Here is a 21,843-nt window from a genome sequence, read left to right as displayed (position 1 = left end):
CGCATTATACGGATAAAGGACGCTTATTCCTATCCTGAGAAGCCCCCGAAAGCTATAATCCCCCCATCTCTCCTTTAAAAACGGGAATGTCTATGATCCGCAGTATGACCGCCTACGCCCGGCGTGAAATCAAGGGTAGCTGGGGTAGCGCCACATGGGAAATGCGCTCGGTAAACCAGCGTTACCTGGAAACGTATTTCCGTATGCCGGAGCAGTTCCGCAGCCTTGAGCCTGTTGTACGCGAGCGTATTCGTACGCGTCTGACGCGCGGTAAAGTGGAATGTAACCTGCGCTTTGAGCCTGATGCCAGCGCACAGGGCGAGCTGATCCTCAACGAAAAACTGGCGAAACAGCTCGTGAATGCGGCGAACTGGGTCAAAATGCAGAGCGATGAAGGTGAAATCAACCCGGTTGATATTCTGCGCTGGCCTGGCGTCATGGCCGCCGGTGAGCAGGATCTGGATGCCATTGCCGCTGAAATCCTGGCAGCCCTCGACGGCACGCTGGACGACTTTATCGTTGCCCGCGAAACCGAAGGTCAGGCGCTGAAAGCGATGATTGAGCAGCGTCTTGAAGGTGTGAGCACCGAAGTGGCGAAAGTCCGCGCCCATATGCCGGAAGTGCTGCAGTGGCAGCGCGAACGCCTTGTCGCCAAACTGGAAGAAGCGGAAGTTCAGCTGGAAAACACCCGTCTGGAACAAGAGCTGGTGCTGATGGCGCAGCGTATTGATGTCGCTGAAGAGCTGGACCGTCTGGAAGCGCACGTTAAAGAGACCTACAACATTCTGAAGAAGAAGGAAGCGGTGGGCCGCCGTCTGGACTTTATGATGCAGGAGTTCAACCGCGAGTCGAACACCCTGGCGTCTAAGTCGATCAATGCAGACGTGACGAATTCAGCGATTGAGTTGAAAGTGCTGATTGAGCAGATGCGCGAGCAGATTCAGAACATCGAGTAATGCCTTTCGGGTGGTGTCGACTGCACCACCCATTATTTTTTCTAATCCATATCAACATCCGTTTTTACGTTTTACCGCCTATCACCAAGCCTACTCAAAATAAATTAATAAAATTTTATAGGGCAACCTGACTCGCCTTAGAAAATCTCAATCGTGATCTTGCGCACAAATCGCTAACCTCCCCGCGTTCACACCGGAGGGTATATGCTGCTTCACATCCTTTATCTCATTGGCATCACCGCAGAAGCCATGACCGGCGCGCTTGCCGCCGGACGTCGCCGTATGGACACCTTCGGCGTAATCATTATTGCTACCGCGACCGCGCTTGGCGGTGGTTCCGTGCGCGATATCCTGCTTGGCCATTACCCGCTCGGCTGGGTTAAACACCCTGAATACGTGATTATTGTGGCGACTGCTGCCGTGTTAACCACCATCGTGGCGCCCGTTATGCCCCATCTTCGCCGCCTGTTCCTGGTGCTTGATGCGCTGGGGCTGATCGTCTTTTCGATCATCGGTGCGCAAATCGCGCTCGATATGGGGGAAGGACCGGTTATCGCTACCATTGCCGCCGTGGTCACAGGCGTATTCGGCGGTGTGCTGCGCGATATGTTCTGCAAGCGCATTCCTCTGGTCTTTCAAAAAGAACTGTATGCCGGCATCTCCTTTGCGGCAGCGGTGCTTTATATCGCCCTGCAGCATTACGTTTCTAACCATGATGTGGTGGTCATCTCGACGCTACTGTTTGGCTTTACGGCCCGCATGCTGGCGCTGCGTCTGAAGCTCGGGCTGCCCGTTTTTCATTACAAACACAGCACACACTAGTTTCAGAACCCGTTGATGTGCTGTTCAGCGAGCCATTTCGCCAGCACATCAATCTGAGGCGCGAGCATCCAGTTAACGATTTGTCGCGCTTTTTCCTCTCCCGTTCCCGGCAGGGCCTGCCAGTCCTTTGCGTTGCGCCCGCTCATCTTCTGCCACGATATGTCTCCCATCGCCTTCAGCGAAGCCTGCGTCATTGGCACACCCAATGCCATGAGCCAGCGGATAAACGGCTTCTCGCGCACCAGATTAAATCGGTGCCAGAGCGCCAGCCCGCGTGCTGAGGAAAACCCCGGTGTAGACTGCAACTGCGCCTGAGTTAATAACAGCCATGAAAAGAGATGTTCAAAATGATGTGCCTGCCAGAGGGTACGCCAGCCTGACTCACCTAATCCTTCAATATCAAGTACCTGCTTTGAACTGAGCCAGGTCAGCCGGGCAAAGAACTGCTCCATACACTCCGGGGAAGCGTAGAAACAGCTAAGCGAATGATAACGCGAGGCCGGAGGCTCTGGTTTATGTCTGTCCGTCCCGCGCCAGAGCACTTTATCAAACCGGGGGATACCCTGCCCGGCCAGGCTGATCTGTATCTGATCCCCCGGGGCAATATCCATTCTCTGCCAGCGCCCAACCGAGCCCAGGCTCACCCGCTGCACCTGTTTATCATCCAGTTGCACGGGTTCCAGCGCGGCTACAACGGAAATTTTGCCCGTTCGCCCCACGGAAAAATGAATATTAATCACCTCAGCAACCTGGGCTGTAGGCGCATATTTCCACGCAACAACCCAGTTGCCTTCTCCCGGCAACCAATCTTCGCCCGCGGGTTCATCCTCCGAACGCACCACAATGCCATCCGTGGCAAAGGGTAATGCGGTCGCGTGCCAGGCCGCGCGCTGTTTCTCGACGCCATCAACAGATTCGGCGGGAAGCGTATACCGTGCCGACAGCGTAAAACCAGCCTGAGACAGTTCAGCTAAAGAGGTCTGCATATCTTTCGGTCCGTCCGGCCAGGCCCAGATGAATACGCCGATCTTGCTCAATAGCGAGTTATCCTTTTGCCGCATCATCGCCCCCGCCACCTTTGCACGAACGTTCATTCCGCCCATCTGCTGCTGAATGTGGTTGTCGCGCAGCCAGAAGAGCTCGCCCTGTAAGACGCTGTTCGCCAGCTTGCCGGTGAGCTTTTGCGGAACAGACGGGACTAAACGCACCTTCCCGGTCCAGTCTTCCCCTTTCAGGCCATCACCGCGACTGATGGCCTGGGTTAACTTCCCGTCACGATAGACCAGCGTCACCGCCACACCGTCAACTTTCGGCTGCAACCACAGATGTTGGCGCGCACGCATCCACTGTCTCAGTTCCTCTTTGCTGGCCACCTTATGCACGCCCGTGTGGGCAACAGGATGTTTTACGCTCCCCGTCAGCGCGGGGAGTCTCTCTTCTGAAGGCTCACTGCCAAAACAGCGCTGCCACTGCGTTAAACGCCCGTGAAGCTGGTCGTAAACCTCGTCGTTGATCTCGCTCACGCCCTGCTTCCAGTAAGCCTCATCCCAGCGTTTGATTTGCGTGCTTAACGACGCCATCTCTTTCTCTGCTTTTGCCTGCGACCACACCGGACACATCGCCGCGCCATAACCGCACCACAACAGCATTAACCCGCTTATCCATCGCAACATCGCTACCCCTCCTTTGCGTTGCAGGAGGTATACCCGGATGCCTGAAACAACGCTAACGGCAACGTTTCGCAATGCGAGACGCTATCCGGTATTTCTTTTGGTTGCTGAAAACCACAGATAAAACCTGAAAACGGCACGCAAAATTCAATAATCGAGGGGAAAAAGTGTGACAAAGGCTACGTCACACGGCGGTGACGTGTATAATAAGCCCGTATGTAGGACTTCTTCGTTAACACATACAAAAGACTCTCATGGCTCAAGGCACGCTTTATATTGTTTCTGCCCCTAGTGGCGCGGGTAAATCCAGCCTTATTCAGGCACTGTTAAAAACCCAACCGTTGTACGACACACAGGTTTCTGTTTCTCACACCACGCGCCAACCGCGTCCGGGTGAAGTGCACGGTGAACACTATTTCTTTGTGGATCACGACGAATTCAGAGCGATGATCGGCAGAGACGCGTTTCTTGAACACGCTGAAGTATTCGGTAATTACTACGGTACTTCGCGGGAAACCATTGAGCAGGTTCTGGCCACGGGCGTGAATGTGTTCCTGGATATCGACTGGCAGGGCGCACAGCAAATTCGCAAGAAAATGCCTGACTCGCGCAGTATCTTTATTTTACCGCCATCGAAAGATGAGCTGGATCGCCGTCTGCGTGGCCGCGGTCAGGACAGCGAAGAAGTGATCGCAAAGCGTATGGAACAGGCTGTTGCAGAAATGAGCCATTACGCTGAATATGATTACCTTATTGTGAATGATGATTTTGATGCCGCACTGAGCGATCTCAAAACCATTCTTCGTGCAGAACGTCTGCGTATGAGCCGCCAGAAGCAGCGACATGACGCATTAATCACCAAACTGTTGGCAGACTGAACCCACTTTCAGTATCATGCCCAGTCATTTCTTCACCTGTGGAGCATTTTAAGTATGGCACGCGTAACTGTTCAGGACGCTGTAGAGAAAATTGGTAACCGTTTTGACCTGGTGCTGGTCGCCGCGCGTCGCGCTCGTCAGATGCAGGTAGGCGGTAAAGATCCGCTGGTACCGGAAGAAAACGATAAAACCACCGTTATTGCACTTCGCGAAATCGAAGAAGGTCTGATCAACAACCAGATCCTCGACGTGCGTGAGCGCCAGGAGCAGCAAGAGCAGGAAGCCGCAGAACTGCAGGCCGTAACCGCTATTGCTGAAGGTCGTCGTTAATTAAACCTGCGGGTCGCCCTTGTATCTGTTTGAAAGCCTGAATCAACTGATTCAAACCTACCTGCCTGAAGACCAGATTAAGCGTCTTCAGCAGGCGTATCTCGTTGCACGTGACGCTCACGAGGGCCAGACACGTTCAAGCGGTGAACCCTATATCACGCACCCGGTAGCGGTGGCCTGTATTCTGGCCGAGATGAAACTCGACTACGAAACGCTCATGGCCGCTCTGCTGCACGACGTGATCGAAGATACCCCTGCCACTTACCAGGACATGGAACAGCTGTTTGGCAAAAGCGTTGCCGAACTGGTGGAAGGGGTCTCTAAGCTTGATAAGCTGAATTTCCGCGACAAGAAAGAGGCGCAAGCCGAAAACTTCCGCAAGATGATTATGGCGATGGTGCAGGATATCCGCGTCATTCTCATCAAACTCGCTGACCGTACCCACAACATGCGCACGCTGGGCTCACTTCGCCCGGATAAACGTCGCCGCATTGCCCGTGAAACCCTCGAAATCTACAGTCCGCTGGCGCACCGTTTAGGTATTCATCACATTAAAACCGAGCTGGAAGAGCTGGGTTTTGAAGCGTTGTATCCGAACCGCTATCGCGTGATTAAAGAGGTGGTGAAAGCCGCACGCGGTAACCGTAAAGAGATGATTCAAAAGATCCTCTCTGAAATCGAAGGGCGCTTACAGGAAGCGGGGATCCCGTGCCGCGTCAGCGGTCGCGAGAAACACCTTTACTCCATCTACTGCAAAATGGTGCTCAAAGAGCAGCGTTTTCACTCGATCATGGATATCTACGCCTTCCGCGTCATTGTCCATGACTCGGACACCTGTTATCGCGTGCTGGGGCAGATGCACAGCCTCTATAAACCGCGTCCGGGGCGCATGAAAGATTACATCGCCATTCCAAAAGCGAACGGCTATCAATCTTTGCACACCTCGATGATTGGTCCGCACGGTGTACCTGTTGAGGTGCAGATCCGCACCGAAGACATGGACCAGATGGCAGAGATGGGGGTTGCCGCACACTGGGCGTATAAAGAGCACGGTGGCGAAAGCAGCACGACCGCACAAATCCGCGCCCAGCGCTGGATGCAGAGCCTGCTGGAGCTTCAGCAGAGTGCGGGCAGCTCGTTTGAATTTATCGAGAGCGTTAAATCCGATCTCTTCCCGGATGAGATTTACGTTTTCACCCCAGAAGGTCGCATTGTCGAACTGCCTGCGGGCGCAACGCCGGTCGACTTCGCTTACGCCGTGCATACCGATATCGGACATGCCTGCGTCGGCGCGCGCGTCGACAGACAGCCTTATCCGCTGTCTCAGCCGCTTTCCAGCGGCCAGACGGTAGAAATTATTACCGCGCCGGGCGCACGTCCGAACGCGGCCTGGCTGAACTTTGTCGTGAGCTCCAAAGCACGCGCCAAAATTCGCCAGCTGCTGAAAAACCTCAAGCGTGATGATTCCGTCAGCCTTGGGCGTCGTCTTCTCAACCACGCGTTGGGCGGCAGTCGCAAGCTGGCTGAAATTCCGCAGGAGAACGTCCAGCGTGAGCTGGAGCGCATGAAGCTTACGTCGCTTGACGACCTGCTGGCAGAGATTGGCCTCGGCAACGCCATGAGCGTGGTGGTGGCGAAGAACCTGCAGCAAGGCGATACAACAGCGGTGCCTGCAACCACGCAAAGCCACGGACACCTGCCGATTAAAGGCGCGGACGGCGTGCTGATCACCTTCGCAAAATGCTGTCGTCCAATTCCTGGCGATCCGATTATTGCGCACGTCAGCCCGGGCAAAGGGCTGGTTATCCACCACGAATCCTGCCGTAACATTCGCGGCTATCAGAAAGAAGCCGAGAAGTTTATGGCGGTCGAGTGGGATAAAGAGACCGCGCAGGAATTTATCACCGAAATTAAGGTGGATATGTTCAACCACCAGGGTGCCCTGGCGAATCTGACGGCAGCGATCAACACGGCTTCGTCCAACATTCAGAGCCTGAATACGGAAGAGAAAGATGGCCGCGTGTATAGCGCCTTTATTCGTCTGACCGCTCGCGACCGCGTACATCTGGCGAATATTATGCGCAAGATCCGCGTCATGCCGGACGTGATTAAAGTCACCCGAAACCGAAACTAGGTTTATGAATTCACAACGTTATGCACGTATCTGCGAAATGCTCGCCAGGCGTCAGCCTGACCTGACGGTCTGCATGGAGCAGGTGCATAAACCTCATAACGTCTCTGCTATCGTTCGTACCGCAGATGCCGTCGGCGTGCATGAAGTGCACGCCGTCTGGCCGGACGGCCGTATGCGAAATACGGTCTCGGCGGCGGCAGGCAGCAACAGCTGGGTGTCTGTTAAAAATCATCACACCATTGGCGAAGCCGTATCGCACCTGAAAGGGCGCGGGATGCAGATCCTGGCCACTAACCTGTCCGCTAAAGCCGTAGATTTCCGCGAGATCGACTACACCCGCCCGACCTGCATTTTGATGGGTCAGGAGAAAACCGGGATCACCAACGAAGCGCTGGATCTGGCGGATCGGGACATCATCATTCCGATGATCGGCATGGTCCAGTCTCTTAACGTCTCCGTGGCGTCCGCGCTCATTCTGTATGAAGCGCAGCGCCAGCGTCAGAACGCCGGGATGTACGAGCGCAGCAACAGCATGCTGCCGGAAGAGGAACAGCAGCGCCTGCTGTTTGAAGGTGGCTATCCGGTGCTGGCTCGCGTTGCGAAGCAGAAAAAATTGCCTTACCCCCACGTCAACGCGCAGGGCGAAATTGAAGCCGATGCCGAGTGGTGGGCCACCATGCAGTACGCCGGGTAAGCGATGAAAGGCCGCCTGCTGGATGCCATCCCGCTCAACAGCCTGACGGGCGTGGGCGCGGCGCAAAGCAATAAGCTGGCAAAAATTGGCCTGCACACGGTGCAGGATCTCCTGCTTCACCTCCCCCTGCGTTACGAAGACCGCACCCAGCTATACAAGATTGGCGATCTCCTTCCTGCCATTTACGCCACCGTTGAAGGCGAAGTCCTGAACTGCAACATCACCTTCGGCGGGCGCCGGATGATGACCTGCCAGATCAGCGACGGCACCGGCATTCTCACCATGCGTTTTTTCAACTTCAGCGCGGCGATGAAAAACAGCCTGGCGACGGGCCGCAGGGTGCTGGCCTATGGCGAAGCCAAACGCGGGAAATACGGCGCAGAGATGATCCACCCGGAGTACCGCGTGCAGGGCGATCTCAGCACGCCGGAGCTGCAGGAGACGCTCACCCCGGTTTACCCGACGACGGAAGGCATCAAGCAGGCGACGCTGCGTAAGCTCACCGATCAGGCGCTGGAGCTGCTGGATACCTGCGCCATTACCGAGCTGCTGCCGCCCGAGCTGGCGCAGGGCATGATGAGCCTGCCCGAGGCGCTGCGCACCCTGCACCGCCCGCCGCCAACGCTACAGCTCAGCGATTTAGAAAGCGGCAAACACCCCGCCCAACGGCGTCTTATCCTTGAGGAATTACTGGCCCATAACCTGAGCATGCTGGCGCTTCGCGCCGGCGCGCAGCGTTTCCACGCCCAGCCCTTAAGCCAGAATGATGAACTCAAAGATAAGCTGCTGGCCTCGCTGCCGTTTAAGCCCACCGGCGCGCAGGCGCGCGTCACCGCCGAAATCGAACGCGATATGGCGCTCGACGTGCCGATGATGCGCCTGGTGCAGGGCGACGTGGGTTCCGGCAAAACGCTGGTTGCCGCGCTGGCCGCCCTGCGTGCGATTGCCCACGGCAAACAGGTCGCGCTGATGGCACCGACCGAACTGCTGGCGGAACAGCACGCCAACAATTTCCGCGCCTGGTTCGCGCCGCTGGGCATTGAAGTGGGCTGGCTTGCCGGGAAGCAAAAAGGCAAAGCGCGCCTTGCGCAACAGGAGGCTATTGCCAGCGGGCAGGTGCAGATGATTGTCGGCACGCACGCCATCTTCCAGGAGCAGGTGCAGTTTAACGGCCTTGCGCTGGTGATTATCGACGAGCAGCACCGCTTCGGCGTGCACCAGCGTCTGGCATTATGGGAGAAAGGCCTGCAGCAGGGCTTCCACCCGCATCAGCTGATCATGACCGCTACGCCGATCCCGCGCACCCTGGCGATGACCGCCTACGCCGATCTGGATACCTCCACCATCGACGAACTGCCGCCGGGCCGTACCCCGGTCACAACGGTCGCCATTCCCGACACGCGCCGCAGCGATATCATCGACCGCGTGCGCAACGCCTGCACCCACGAAGGCCGTCAGGCCTACTGGGTCTGTACGCTGATTGAGGAGTCGGAACTGCTGGAAGCGCAGGCTGCCGAAGCCACGTGGGAAGAGCTTAAGCTGGCACTGCCGGAGCTGAACGTGGGCCTGGTTCATGGACGCATGAAGCCTGCCGAAAAACAGGCGGTGATGCAGTCGTTTAAGCAGGGCGAGCTGCATTTGCTGGTCGCCACGACGGTCATTGAAGTGGGCGTGGACGTCCCGAACTCCAGCCTGATGATCATCGAAAACCCGGAGCGCCTGGGCCTTGCCCAGCTCCACCAGCTGCGCGGGCGCGTTGGCCGTGGCGCGGTAGCGTCCCACTGCGTCCTGCTCTACAAAGCCCCGCTCTCAAAAACAGCCCAGATGCGGTTGCAGGTGCTGCGCGACAGCAACGACGGTTTTGTGATTGCGCAAAAAGACCTGGAGATCCGCGGCCCGGGCGAACTGCTGGGCACGCGTCAGACGGGGAACGCGGAATTCAAAGTGGCGGATTTGCTGCGCGATCAGGCCATGATCCCCGAGGTTCAGCGCCTCGCCCGCCACATTCATGAACGCTACCCCGAACAGGCGGCAGCGTTAATTGAGCGCTGGATGCCGGAAACCGAACGCTATTCCAACGCCTGATTCAGGCAAACATCGGCAGCATCAGGTACAGCTTAATCACCAGCGCGTTGACAATATCAATAAAGAACGCCCCGACCATTGGGACCACCAGAAACGCCATGTGCGAAGGCCCGAAGCGTTCGGTGATCGCCTGCATGTTGGCGATAGCCGTTGGGGTAGCCCCCAGACCAAACCCGCAGTGACCCGCCGCCAGCACCGCCGCATCGTAGTTTTTACCCATCATGCGCCAGGTCACGAACATGGCATACAGCGCCATAAACAGGGCCTGCACCGCCAGAATCGCCACCATCGGCAGCGCCAGCGAGGCCAGCTCCCACAGCTTGAGGCTCATCAGCGCCATCGCCAGGAACAGCGACAGGCAGACGTTGCCGAGCACCGACACCGCCCGTTCAAACACGCGATAGAAGCCCATCAGCGCCAGGCCGTTGCTCAGGATCACCCCGATAAACAGCACGCAGACAAACGTCGGCAGTTCAAACGCTGAGCCCGCCAGCCATTGCGCAACCACTTTGCCCACGGTCAGGCAGATGGCGATCGTCGCGATGGTTTCAATCAGCACCAGCGAGGTAATGCTGCGCCCGACGTCCGGCTTTTCAAATGCGGTCGGCACCAGCTCATCGTCCGGCCTGCCGTCCGGTGTGGTGGAGTGCTTCACCAGATAGCGTGCCACCGGGCCGCCAATCAGGCCACCCAGCACCAGCCCAAAGGTCGCGCAGGCCATCGCCACCTCCGTCGCGTTTTCAAACCCGTAGCGCTCGATAAACAGCTTGCTCCATGCGGCCCCGGTACCGTGGCCGCCCGAAAGGGTAATTGACCCCGCCAGCAGCCCCATCAGCGGATCCAGTCCCAGCAGTGTCGCCATCCCGATGCCGATAGCGTTTTGCATCAGCAGCAGCCCCACCACCACAATCAGGAATACGCCGAGCACTTTACCGCCCGCCCGCAGGCTCGCCAGGTTGGCGTTCAGGCCGATGGTGGCAAAGAAGGCCAGCATCAGCGGGTCCTTCAGGGACATATCAAAATCGATTTCCCAGCCCATGCTTTTTTTCAGTATCAGCAGGGCCAGCGCCACCAGCAGGCCACCGGCGACAGGTTCAGGAATGGTGTATTTCTTCAGAAGGGAAACGCTATGTACCAGCTTACGGCCAAGCAGTAAGACCAGCGTTGCGGCAACAAGTGTCGACAACGTATCGAGATGAATCATAGAAGGCTCCTGTTTTGCGCGTGTTCCATACACACGCGGCGTTATCCTGGGCCGGTTTGCGCTCTTCATGAGCTCCCGGCGCGAAAAAGTGTAATTTTTTTTCCCGATGCGTTGTAGAAAACCTGCTCACAGCGGCAGATTTTCTTCCCTTTTTTTGCTGGCAATCGTTTGCTTTTACCAGGTGGTCAGATAAAATGCCCGCTTTTCCACCGTGGGATTGCCGCCGATGTCCGTTAACACCATAGAGTCGCCTGATGCGCAACCGATTGCGCAGAAGCAAAATAGCGAACTGATTTACCGCCTTGAAGACCGCCCGCCGCTGCCGCAAACGCTGTTCGCCGCCTGCCAGCATCTTCTGGCGATGTTTGTTGCGGTGATCACCCCGGCGCTGCTGATTTGCCAGGCGCTCGGTTTACCGGCGCAGGACACGCAGCACATTATCAGCATGTCTCTTTTTGCCTCCGGCGTGGCCTCGATTATTCAAATTAAAGCATGGGGGCCGGTGGGGTCGGGATTATTGTCGATTCAGGGCACCAGCTTTAACTTCGTGGCGCCCCTGATCATGGGCGGTACGGCGCTGAAAACCGGCGGTGCGGATGTCCCGACCATGATGGCGGCGCTGTTCGGCACGCTGATGCTGGCCAGCTGTACGGAGATGGTGATATCCCGCGTTCTGCATCTGGCTCGCCGCGTTATCACCCCGCTGGTTTCCGGCGTCGTCGTGATGATTATCGGCCTGTCGCTGATTCAGGTGGGTCTTACCTCCATCGGCGGCGGCTATGCCGCAATGAGCGACCACACCTTCGGCGCGCCGAAAAACCTGCTGCTGGCAGGCGTCGTGCTGGCGATCATTATTCTGCTTAACCGTCAGCGTAACCCTTACCTGCGCGTGGCCTCGCTGGTGATCGCCATGGCGGCGGGTTACCTGCTGGCGTGGGCGCTGGGCATGCTGCCGGAGAACACCGCGCCGACCAACAGCGCGCTGATCACCGTTCCTACGCCGCTGTACTACGGTCTGGGCATTGACTGGGGTCTGCTCCTGCCGCTGATGCTGGTCTTTATGATCACCTCTCTGGAGACCATCGGTGATATCACCGCCACCTCCGACGTCTCCGAGCAGCCGGTGTCCGGCCCGCTGTACATGAAGCGCCTGAAAGGCGGCGTGCTGGCGAATGGCCTGAACTCGTTTGTCTCTGCGGTATTCAACACCTTCCCGAACTCCTGCTTCGGTCAGAACAACGGCGTGATCCAGCTGACCGGCGTGGCCAGCCGCTACGTTGGCTTCGTGGTGGCGCTGATGCTGATCGTCCTCGGCCTGTTCCCGGCGGTGAGCGGCTTTGTGCAGCACATCCCTGAGCCGGTGCTGGGCGGCGCAACGCTGGTGATGTTCGGGACGATCGCGGCCTCCGGCGTGCGTATCGTCTCCCGCGAGCCGCTGAACCGCCGCGCGATCATGATTATCGCCCTGTCGCTGGCCGTCGGTCTGGGCGTTTCCCAGCAGCCGCTGATCCTGCAGTTTGCACCTGACTGGGTGAAAAACCTGCTCTCTTCCGGCATTGCCGCAGGCGGTATCACCGCTATCGTGTTGAACCTCGTTTTCCCGCCTGAGAAAAATTGATTTCTCTCACGGCAGGCAGTCAATGCCTGCCGTGACATCTAATTACACCATTCCCGCCTTGAGGATTGCGCATAAATCGTGCATAACTCCCTTATGTGCGTTTTGCGGGATGGAAGGCCATGAAATTTATTGGAAAGCTCCTCATCTATCTTCTGGTAGCCCTGCTCATTGTGATGCTGGCGCTCTACATTCTGCTCCAGACCCGCTGGGGCGCGTCTCAGGTCAGCAGCTGGGTGACGGTGAATACCGATTACGAACTCAGTTTCGACAAGATGAATCACCGCTTTTCGTCGCCTTCCCACATTATTCTGGAAAACGTCATCTTTGGTCGGGACGGTAAACCCGCCACGCTGGTCGCCAAAAAAGTCGATATTGGCCTGAGCAGCCGCCAGGTAACCGATCCGCTGCATATGGACACCATCACCCTGTTCGACGGCACGCTGAATCTCTCGCCGCAGACGGCGCCGCTGCCTTTCCAGGCGGATCGCCTGCAGCTGAACAACATGGCCTTTAACAGCCCGAATACCGAATGGGACCTGAGCGCGCAGAAGGTGACGGGCGGTGTCAGCCCGTGGCAGCCGGAAGCCGGCAACGTGCTGGGGAACAACGCGCAGATTCAGATGAGCGCAGGCTCGCTGACCCTGAACGGCGTACCGGCCACCAACGTGCTGATCGAGGGCCAGCTTAACGGCAAGGAGGTGGTGCTGAACACGATTGGCGCCGATATGGCCCGCGGGTCACTCACCGGCTCCGCCCTGCGCAACGCCGACGGGAGCTGGATTATCGACACCATGCGTCTGAACGAAATCCGCCTGCAGAGCGATAAAACGCTGATGGCGTTCTTCGCGCCGCTGGCCACCATTCCCTCTCTGCAGATTGGTCGTCTGGACGTGACCGACGCCCGGCTTCAGGGCCCGGACTGGGCGGTGACCGATCTCGATTTAAGCCTGCGCAACCTGACTCTCAGCAAAGGCGACTGGCAGAGCCAGGAGGGCCGCCTGTCGATGAACGCCAGCGAGTTTATCTACGGCTCGCTGCATCTTTTCGACCCGATTCTGAATGCAGAGTTTTCCCCGCAGGGCATGGCGCTGCGTCAGTTCACTTCCCGCTGGGAGGGCGGCATGGTGCGCACCTCCGGTAACTGGCTGCGCGACGGTAAAGCGCTGGTGCTGGACGATGTCGCCATCGCCGGGCTGGAATACACCCTGCCGCAGAACTGGAAGACGCTGTGGATGGAGCCTCTGCCGGAATGGCTGAACAGCGTCACGCTGCAAAAATTCGGCCTGAGCCGCAACCTGGTGATCGACATCGATCCCGCCTTCCCGTGGCAGATCACCTCTCTGGACGGCTATGGTGCAAACCTGCAGCTGGTGAAAGATCGCCAGTGGGGCGTCTGGGGCGGCAGCGCAACCCTGAACGGCGCGGCGGCGACCTTTAACCGCGTGGACGTGCGCCGTCCGTCGCTGGCGCTGAATGCCAACGCCGCCACGTTGAACATTACCGACCTGAGCGCGTTTACCGAGAAAGGTATTCTGGAAGCAACGGCGACGGTTTCGCAGCTTCCGCAGCGGCAGACTACGGTGAGCCTGAACGGGCGCGGCGTGCCGCTCAACGTACTGCAGCAGTGGGGCTGGCCCGCATTGCCGATTACGGGCGACGGCAATATTCAGCTCACCGCCAGCGGCAGCGTGCAGGCGAATACCCCGCTTAAGCCGACGGTGAACGGCAAGCTGAACGCGGTGAATATGGATAAACAGCAGGTGCAGCAGACGATGACGGGTGGCGTGGTGTCGACGGTGGCTCCGGCACAGTAAATAGCCGGGTGGCGGCTATGCCTTACCCGGCCTACGATCCCATGTAGGCCCGGTAAGCGAAGCGCCACCGGGCATTTTTACGGCTCAGAGGTGAACCACCACCTCATTCCCCTCCGCTTTCACCAATACGCCCCACTCGCTACCCGCCTGTGAGCCGCCTTTCACGCCATTCACCTTCTGCACGTTGCGCAAGCACACCGACCAGTTTTTCGCGTCTCCCGCGCCGGTAAAGGTCACGATATCGCCCTGACGCGATGCCTTCAGCGTAAACGCCACCGCGCCGTCCGCCGCAGGCACTTCGCTCACCGCCGTTGCGCCGTCGCTCAGGTTAAACAACTGGAAGGCCGTCCCCTCATTCCACGCGTAGTCCGGCTTCTGGTTGTTGCTGCCCAGCGCCAGCAGCGTATTGTCGCGCACGTAGACCGGCAGGCTCATGAAATCGTGCTGCTGCTTATGCCAGCGGCTGCCCTGAATTTCGTCGTTGTGCCACAGGTGCGTCCAGCGGCCTTCCGGCAGGTAGAACTGCACGTCGCCCGCCTCGGAGAACACCGGTGCCACCATCATTGCATCCCCCAGCATGTACTGACGATCGAGGTAATCGCACGCCGGATCGTCCGGGAACTCCAGCATCATCGCGCGCAGCATCGGCGTGCCGAACTCGCGGGCCAGCGCCGCCTGACGGTACAGGTACGGCATTAGTTGGCACTTCAGCTGCGTGAAGTGGCGCACCACGTCGCAGGACTCGTCATCGTAGGCCCACGGCACGCGGTAGGATTTACTGCCGTGCAGGCGGCTGTGGCTAGAGAACAGCCCGAACGCGCACCAGCGTTTGTAGACGTGCGCCGGGGCGGTGTTTTCGAACCCGCCAATATCGTGGCTCCAGAACCCGAAGCCGGACAGGCCAATCGACAGCCCGCCGCGTAGGCTCTCGGCCATGGATTCATAGTTGGCGTAGCAGTCGCCGCCCCAGTGCACCGGGAACTGCTGCGCCCCGACGGATGCGGAGCGGGCGAACAGCACCGCTTCTTCTTCCCCCACCGTCTCTTTCAGCACGTTCCACACCAGCTCGTTATAGATGTAGGCGTAGTGGTTGTGCATCTTCTGCGGATCGGACCCGTCAAACCACTGCACGTCCGTCGGGATACGCTCGCCGAAATCGGTCTTGAAGCAGTCGACGCCGATATCCACCAGGCCTTTCAGCCTGTCGGCATACCACCGGCACGCGTCCGGGTTGGTAAAGTCATAAATCGCCAGCCCCGGCTGCCATTTGTCCCACTGCCACAGGGAGCCGTCCGGGCGCTTGAGCAGGTAGCCCTTCGCTTTCAGCTCCTGGAAGATCGGGGATTTCTGGCCGATGTACGGGTTAATCCACACGCAGACCTTCAGCCCTTTCTCTTTCAGGCGGCGGATCATGCCTTCCGGATCCGGGAAGGTCACCGGGTCCCACTCGAAATCGCACCACTGGAAGGCCTTCATCCAGAAGCAGTCGAAGTGGAAGACGTGCAGCGGCAGGTCGCGCTTGGCCATGCCGTCGATAAAGCTGTTTACCGTCGCTTCGTCGTAGTTAGTGGTAAACGAGGTGGTCAGCCACAGGCCGAACGACCAGGCAGGCGGCATCGCCGGACGCCCGGTGAAACGGGTATAGCGGTTTAATACCTCTTTTGGCATCGGGCCGTCGATCACGAAGTACTCAAGATATTCGCCTTCCACGCTGAACTGCACTTTGGAGACCTTCTCGGAGCCGACTTCAAACGAGACGTTCTCGGGATGATTCACCAGCACGCCGTAGCCGCGGTTGGTCAGGTAGAACGGGATATTTTTGTAGGACTGCTCGGTGCTGGTGCCGCCGTCGCGGTTCCAGGTTTCGACCGTCTGGCCGTTGCGCACCAGCGCGGTAAAGCGCTCGCCCAGGCCGTAGACCGTTTCCCCCACGCCCAGATCCAGACGTTCGAACACGTAATTGCGGTCGGCGTTGGCATCCTGCACGTAGCCGTTGTTTTTCAGCTGGCTGCCGGTAATGCGCTGGCCGTTGCGCAGGAAATCCAGCGCCCAGAACTCGCCTTTGGTGACGCGCACGCTGACGCTGCCGCTTTTCAGCTCGGCAAACTCGGCGTTGTTTTCAATCTCTACCTTCACGTCCTTCAGAACGTTCAGCGGATAGTGCGGGCCGTTGTTCAGCGCGCCCTGGAAATGCTCGATGCGCACCCCGACAATCCCTTCCTGCGGGGCAAACAGGCGCACCGTGAACATCAACGTGTCGAGCTGCCAGGTGCGTTCACGCACGTCACGCGGGGCAACAAAGACCACCAGGTCATTACCCTGCTGCTCCACGTCGAACACCTGAACCGGACAGGTCACGTTCAGGCCCGGTTGAATAAGCCAGTTTCCATCACTGATTTTCATACTCTCGTCCTCTTAGTTCTGCAATTCTTTGCTGACCGGCAGGTTTTCAAACTCCTGCTGATTGCGGCGCGCGCCCTGCGCCAGCTCGCCCATGATTTTGGTCAGGAATGGCGTTTTCAGCGTGTAGTAGCGTTTGGCGATGATGGCGCTCAGCACGTAGCAGACCGCCGGGGCCAGGGTAAACAGACCGATAATGATGCTGATGGTCGCGCTGTTCTGGGTTTTAGCTGCCGCGTCGTAGCCTCCGCCTGCCAGCATCCAGCCGATCATCGCCCCGCCCAGCGCCAGACCGAGCTTCAGCACGAACAGCGTGCCCGCAAAGCTGATGCCGGTCAGGCGTTTGCCGTTGGTCCATTCGCCGTAGTCGACGGTATCTGACATCATCACCCACTGAATCGGCGTCACCAGCTGGTGCAGCACGCCAATGACGAAGATAAAGGCGAACATCAGCACGGTGGCATGCATCGGGACGAAGAACATCGCCACGCTGACTACCGCCAGCGCGGCGTTGGTCCACCAGAAGATGCTGACCTTGCACTTCCAGTCGGTAAGCGGTTTCGCCAGCGCGGAGCCAATCAGATTGCCGACGCAGTAGGTGGTAAGGAACGCGACGAACACTTCCGGCGATCCCATGATCCAGGTGCAGTAGTACATCATCGCGCCGCCGCGCACGCAGACGGCGAGGATGTTGAGGATGGTGAGCACGCCAACGATGCGCCACTGGTCGTTTTGCCAGATGTCGCGCAAGTCTTCCCGCATGGAGGTGGTGCTCGGCGGCACCTGGATGCGCTCTTTGGTGGTAAAGAAGCAGAACGCCAGCATCAGGAAAGCAACCACCGACAGTACGGCGATGCCGCCCTGGAAGCCGAACGCCTTATCGTCGCCGCCAATCAGCTTCACCAGCGGCATCATCAGCACCGTGGAGAGCATGCCGCCCGCGGTCGCCAGCACAAAGCGCCAGGACTGAAGGGAGATACGCTGCGTCGGGTCGTTAGTGATCACGCCGCCCAGCGCGCAGTAGGGGATGTTGACCACAGTATAAAGCAGGGTCAGCAGGGTGTAAGTAATGGCGGCATACACCATTTTGCCGTTGAGGCTGAGGTCCGGCGTGGTGTATGCCAGCACGCAGACGATGCCAAACGGGATGGCGCCAAACAAAATCCACGGACGGAACTTGCCCCAGCGGCTGCGGGTGCGGTCGGCAATCAGGCCCATGCACGGGTCGGAGATCGCATCCAGCGCGCGCGCCAGCAGGAACATGGTGCCGACAAACCCGGCGGGAATGCCGAAAATATCGGTGTAGAAAAACATCATGTACAACATAACGTTATCAAAAATGATGTGGCTGGCGGCGTCACCCATGCCGTAGCCAATCTTCTCTTTTACTGACAATACTTCGCTCATCTTTTTTATCCTTCACGCTGTAGGGGGCGCTGAGACCGGTTACAGAGTTTTAAACCATTGTTTCAGGAGCGGGTATTGCGTTTTCTGATTAGCAGATTACGTTTCTTGTTTTTTGTGATCACGGTAAATGTTGGGAAGCAGAAGGGCTAACATGAGGATTTTCTTAGGAATTACCTGAAACAGGGGTGTACAGGTCAAAAGAGAGGTGAAAAAAGTGGTGTGGGGTATGTGGTAAATGCCTGAAAGTAGCTATAATGCGCCCCGCCTCCATGTAGCAATCGAGGCGCGGAAGATCGTCATCTCCGGTGAGGTGGCTGGACTTCAAATCCAGTTGGGGACGCCAGCGTTCCCGGGCAGGTTCGACTCCTGTGATCTTCCGCCAAAATTCATCAAATCTTTTTTTAATTTTTGTAATAAATCCTTATTATCTCTCTTGAAATAACATCGTTAGCTTTACTTAAATTCTTTCTGTATTAAAAACAGCTTAGGAATAAGATGGATACAATCATTCACACCCTAGACGCTAGGGGAAATATAATGCTAGAAGTTATGCGTGATTACTTCAATTTATCACCAAAACAAATGCATGCTGAAATTATCAATCAAAAAAAAGTACTTGAACACTATCTTTTAAAAAAAGGAATAAATTATAACAATCTTAAAAATGCCTTAACACCAGATAAAAAGAAAAAAGAAATAGCTTTATTCTTTGACACTTTACAAATTGAAAGTGATTGGTATGGTTACGAATCTTTTAATAAACTCATACCTCTTTTAAAAAAAGAAAGCAGCCACAGTATATTAGCGGGTGATTATATAGGATCAAATTTCGCACAGACAATTTTACAAAAATCACTCCTTAAAAAATTAACAATCCGACATAAGACAGAATATAAGCACAGCTCTCAATATTACATTATATATATTAATAATTTATCTGATGAAATGTTCAACCAATTAGATGCTGAACTGATAAATTATACCCCATACATTGGGTTCGCTGATATGTCGTATAATTCTACTTTAAAAACAATTTTATCTACAATGTTAGTAAATTGCTGCATAAAGTATGAGAATAAGATAATACAAGGTCATGAACCAGATCGCGACAATTTAGAAAACATTAATATTTATGGATATCCATTTGAGAGTTATGGATTTAACTGCTTGAGTATAAGCTCAGATCTTTTTGGGTTATTTTTATCGTATAAAATAGAGAGGCCAGTTATTGATGGTTTCAAAGATGATACTCATTTCGCTTTGAATACAATTCATTTAGACATTCATGAATTAGATTCTATGGATATTCAAGTAGAAGATGCAAAACTCGGATATATTCAAAGCAATAAAGCAGGATCTTTAGAAGTCGCAGGATTAAGTAACTTAACCGCACAAGAACTAGCAAATGAGATAAAAACGAGAATTAATTCAAGCTACATATATTCTATGTCATATAATGCAACCTATAATGTCGCAAAGTTTAATATTATGTTAGAGTTTAACAAAGATAATAAGGCAGTTAAACTGCTTGCAGCAATGGAATACATGCCTCATGACAAAAAAATGAGATTAATAACATTTTTTTAGAGAATGTTTTTAGACGCGTTTTATTTCGAGCATTATTCTATGCTACGTGAGTAGATAAATTAATGCTCATTCTTTAATCTCATTTTACAGGCTTCCTTCACCCACTTACTAAAATTCCCTTTTCCCGCAGCCTTTTCAATCTGTTCCAAAAGCTCATCCTCGAACCGGATGTTCTTCATAGTGCTTTTGGTACGGTCAAAATTTGGTTTCTTTTTCTCTTGCATGGTAGGTACCACTTCGGTTAATTTATCTGCATATGGTACCTACCACATGGATTTGGAATTCTGACAACGCCCAGCAGTGTTGGAGCACTAAAGGGCGTCTAACCTCACCAACTATCAAGGAGTTGATTATGGCTGACTCGCATTCTACCCCAGACACCGACCAATCCGGAACCGAGCGTTCGTTAATTGTGGGATACCGCCCGAATGTTTTCGACAAATCCACGCCGAAAATCATCCTTTCAGGCAAGTGGCTGCGCGCGGCGGGTTTTGATACCGGACAACAGGTCACGATAAAAGTCATGAAAGGTTGCATCGTTCTGGTGGCGTATAACGAGCAGGAGCAGAGGTTGCAGGATGATTATAAACGGACCAAAGCAAAGCTCGTTGAGATAGAGAACGCGCTTGCAGCGATCCAAATTCCGCATGCTGGAAAGCGCCTCGCAAAATCAAATACAAACCACCTGGCTTAGCGGCTGTTTCTGGCATACTACGAGCTTACAGGCATCAACCTTATGACGCGGAGGCAGCATGACATATGAAGAATTAATAAATTCACCAGCCGGTGAGTTTGTCATGTTTGCCAGCAAAGATGGAAAAGTTCGCATTGAATGCCGCTTCGAAAGCGATACGTTGTGGCTCTCACAGGCCACAATCTGTGAGTTATACGGCAAAGCCAAAGCCACGATCAGCGGGCATATCAAGAATATTTTTGATGAGGGTGAGCTGGCCGAAAATTCAGTTGTTCGGTTTTACCGAACAACTGCCAGCGATGGTAAAGTATATAACGTTCAATACTTTAGCCTGCCCGTCATTCTCGCCATAGGCTATCGCGTCCGCTCCACGCGAGGGACACAGTTCCGCCAGTGGGCCACCCAAACGCTGCAGGAATATCTGGTAAAAGGCTTCGTTATGGACGACGAGCGCCTGAAAAATCCACCTGTCGGATCATCCGCCGTACCTGACTATTTCGATGAAATGCTGGAACGCATTCGCGATATACGGGCCAGCGAACGCCGGGTCTACCTTCGCATAAGGGAAATTTTTGCATTAGCCGCTGACTATCAGCCGTCACTCAAAGAAACCACGCAATTCTTCCAGACCATCCAGAATAAACTGCATTTTGCCTGTACGGGCCACACCGCTGCTGAGTTGATTCACCAGCGTGCGGACGCCACTCAACCGCATATGGGGCTGACCAGCTATAAAGGCGAAGAAGTCCGTAAAAGCGATGTCACCACCGCAAAAAATTATCTGTCTCAGGATGAAGTCAGCGAACTAAATCGCGTCGTTAATATGTGGCTCGATTTTGCCGAAGATCAGGCCAAACGCCGCAAGCAGGTATTTTTACGAGACTGGCAAACTAAGCTCGATCAGTTCCTGCAATTTAACGACCGGGACGTATTAGAAGGAGCAGGAAAAATCAGCAAGAAAGCGGCTGATGAAAAGGCGTGCTCAGAATACATTGAGTTTGAAAAAAAGCAGCGCCTGCTGAAAGAAGCCGAAGGTGAGAAAGATATCATCGGCTTATTAAAATGGGATAAGCAGGCTAAGCGCTAATCCCAGTATTCCTGCTCAGCTTCATATGCAACAGCGGAAACGGATTCCCCTGCCCATCCAGTTCCGAGCGTCCGACCCGCTCAAACCCCATATGGCGATAAAACGCGACGCCCTGCGGATTTTGCTCATTCACGTCCACTTCGTTCGCGCCGAACGCTGCGATGGCGTGTTGCAACAGCAATTTCCCGACACCCTTCCCGCGGCTCGCATCGTCAACAAACAGCATTTCAATGCGGTTTTCATCCACGCCTAAAAAGCCGTGAATAACGCCTGCATCATCGCGGGCCATCATGACGGTGAGGTTTGGTAAATACGCGTTAAGCAATAACGGGCGCAGCGCCGCAATATCGCTTTCCTGTAAAAAGTGGTGGGTGGCGCGGACGGAGGATTCCCAGATCGCGACCAGACGTTCGAAGTGTGTGGGGAGTGCGGTTTCTATTTTCATGGGCGGGATCATGATTGG

The 21,843-nt window shown here is 55.5% G+C and carries 18 protein-coding genes and 1 tRNA gene; 13 read left to right on the top strand and 6 right to left on the bottom strand.

What is annotated here, in order from left to right; genetic code table 11:
• Positions 1–92 precede the first annotated feature (92 nt).
• Positions 93–956, top strand: a complete 864-nt coding sequence (locus tag AC4IC4_RS00390) for a YicC/YloC family endoribonuclease (RefSeq protein ID WP_032650708.1) — start codon at positions 93–95, stop codon at positions 954–956.
• 204 nt (positions 957–1,160) lie between these two features.
• Complete coding sequence (locus AC4IC4_RS00385; protein ID WP_048980250.1) at positions 1,161–1,778, top strand: trimeric intracellular cation channel family protein; 618 nt, start codon at positions 1,161–1,163, stop codon at positions 1,776–1,778.
• A gap of 2 nt (positions 1,779–1,780) precedes the next feature.
• Here the strand turns inward: AC4IC4_RS00385 and ligB are convergent, their stop codons facing one another.
• Positions 1,781–3,451, bottom strand: coding sequence for an NAD-dependent DNA ligase LigB (gene ligB / locus AC4IC4_RS00380; protein ID WP_491471964.1), 1,671 nt, complete (start codon positions 3,449–3,451; stop codon positions 1,781–1,783).
• A 251-nt stretch (positions 3,452–3,702) separates the two neighbouring features.
• On the opposite strand from ligB, the gene gmk reads away from it, so the two are divergent.
• The 5 genes from gmk to recG are packed head-to-tail and all read left to right on the top strand — an operon-like array spanning position 3,703 to position 9,569.
• Positions 3,703–4,326 (top strand): guanylate kinase, encoded by a 624-nt coding sequence (gmk, locus tag AC4IC4_RS00375; protein WP_008502674.1) that lies wholly within the window; start codon positions 3,703–3,705, stop codon positions 4,324–4,326.
• A 54-nt stretch (positions 4,327–4,380) separates the two neighbouring features.
• Positions 4,381–4,656: a DNA-directed RNA polymerase subunit omega gene (gene rpoZ, locus AC4IC4_RS00370; RefSeq protein WP_000135058.1), complete on the top strand. Its 276-nt coding sequence runs from the start codon at positions 4,381–4,383 to the stop codon at positions 4,654–4,656.
• Positions 4,657–4,675: 19 nt separating this feature from the next.
• The gene (gene spoT / locus AC4IC4_RS00365) at positions 4,676–6,790 is read left to right on the top strand and encodes a bifunctional GTP diphosphokinase/guanosine-3',5'-bis pyrophosphate 3'-pyrophosphohydrolase (RefSeq protein ID WP_024906643.1); all 2,115 of its coding nucleotides are present in this window, start codon (positions 4,676–4,678) and stop codon (positions 6,788–6,790) included.
• Between the two features lie 4 nt (positions 6,791–6,794).
• Complete coding sequence (gene trmH / locus AC4IC4_RS00360) at positions 6,795–7,484, top strand: tRNA (guanosine(18)-2'-O)-methyltransferase TrmH (protein WP_491471963.1); 690 nt, start codon at positions 6,795–6,797, stop codon at positions 7,482–7,484.
• Positions 7,485–7,487: 3 nt separating this feature from the next.
• A complete protein-coding gene (gene recG / locus AC4IC4_RS00355) occupies positions 7,488–9,569 on the top strand; it encodes an ATP-dependent DNA helicase RecG (protein WP_290094233.1) in 2,082 nt (693 codons plus the stop codon).
• A 1-nt stretch (position 9,570) separates the two neighbouring features.
• Here recG and gltS read toward each other — a convergent pair whose 3' ends face one another.
• Entirely contained in the window at positions 9,571–10,773 is a 1,203-nt protein-coding gene (gltS, locus tag AC4IC4_RS00350; protein ID WP_061716221.1) for a sodium/glutamate symporter, read from the bottom strand.
• A gap of 226 nt (positions 10,774–10,999) precedes the next feature.
• On the opposite strand from gltS, the gene xanP reads away from it, so the two are divergent.
• A complete protein-coding gene (gene xanP / locus AC4IC4_RS00345; protein ID WP_014881972.1) occupies positions 11,000–12,391 on the top strand; it encodes a xanthine/proton symporter XanP in 1,392 nt (463 codons plus the stop codon).
• A 119-nt stretch (positions 12,392–12,510) separates the two neighbouring features.
• Positions 12,511–14,205: an AsmA family protein gene (locus tag AC4IC4_RS00340; RefSeq protein ID WP_491471962.1), complete on the top strand. Its 1,695-nt coding sequence runs from the start codon at positions 12,511–12,513 to the stop codon at positions 14,203–14,205.
• Positions 14,206–14,289: 84 nt separating this feature from the next.
• On the opposite strand, the gene yicI is transcribed toward AC4IC4_RS00340, so the two are convergent.
• On the bottom strand, positions 14,290–16,608 hold the full coding sequence (gene yicI, locus AC4IC4_RS00335) for an alpha-xylosidase (RefSeq protein WP_491471961.1): 2,319 nt from the start codon (positions 16,606–16,608) through the stop codon (positions 14,290–14,292).
• Positions 16,609–16,620: 12 nt separating this feature from the next.
• Positions 16,621–18,012, bottom strand: a complete 1,392-nt coding sequence (locus tag AC4IC4_RS00330; protein WP_491471960.1) for a glycoside-pentoside-hexuronide family transporter — start codon at positions 18,010–18,012, stop codon at positions 16,621–16,623.
• A gap of 287 nt (positions 18,013–18,299) precedes the next feature.
• On the opposite strand from AC4IC4_RS00330, the gene AC4IC4_RS00325 reads away from it, so the two are divergent.
• Together AC4IC4_RS00325 and AC4IC4_RS00320 are read left to right on the top strand one after the other, a co-directional pair.
• Positions 18,300–18,394: transfer RNA gene (locus AC4IC4_RS00325), tRNA-Sec, on the top strand.
• A 113-nt stretch (positions 18,395–18,507) separates the two neighbouring features.
• Positions 18,508–19,599: a hypothetical protein gene (locus tag AC4IC4_RS00320; protein WP_491471959.1), complete on the top strand. Its 1,092-nt coding sequence runs from the start codon at positions 18,508–18,510 to the stop codon at positions 19,597–19,599.
• Positions 19,600–19,658: 59 nt separating this feature from the next.
• On the opposite strand, the gene AC4IC4_RS00315 is transcribed toward AC4IC4_RS00320, so the two are convergent.
• Positions 19,659–19,823 (bottom strand): YlcI/YnfO family protein, encoded by a 165-nt coding sequence (locus tag AC4IC4_RS00315; RefSeq protein WP_421511322.1) that lies wholly within the window; start codon positions 19,821–19,823, stop codon positions 19,659–19,661.
• A gap of 128 nt (positions 19,824–19,951) precedes the next feature.
• Here AC4IC4_RS00315 and AC4IC4_RS00310 point away from each other — a divergent pair, with 128 nt between their 5' ends.
• Together AC4IC4_RS00310 and AC4IC4_RS00305 are read left to right on the top strand one after the other, a co-directional pair.
• A complete protein-coding gene (locus AC4IC4_RS00310; RefSeq protein ID WP_334755331.1) occupies positions 19,952–20,293 on the top strand; it encodes a SymE family type I addiction module toxin in 342 nt (113 codons plus the stop codon).
• A 58-nt stretch (positions 20,294–20,351) separates the two neighbouring features.
• The gene (locus AC4IC4_RS00305; RefSeq protein ID WP_032650688.1) at positions 20,352–21,380 is read left to right on the top strand and encodes a virulence RhuM family protein; all 1,029 of its coding nucleotides are present in this window, start codon (positions 20,352–20,354) and stop codon (positions 21,378–21,380) included.
• On the opposite strand, the gene AC4IC4_RS00300 is transcribed toward AC4IC4_RS00305, so the two are convergent.
• Complete coding sequence (locus tag AC4IC4_RS00300; RefSeq protein ID WP_491471958.1) at positions 21,370–21,825, bottom strand: acetyltransferase; 456 nt, start codon at positions 21,823–21,825, stop codon at positions 21,370–21,372. The two genes, AC4IC4_RS00305 and AC4IC4_RS00300, sit on opposite strands and share 11 nt — an antisense overlap.
• Positions 21,826–21,843 lie beyond the last annotated feature (18 nt).

This window comes from Enterobacter sp. Taxon_2 (genome assembly GCF_058355295.1).
This window is presented reverse-complemented; position numbering and strand designations above follow the sequence as displayed.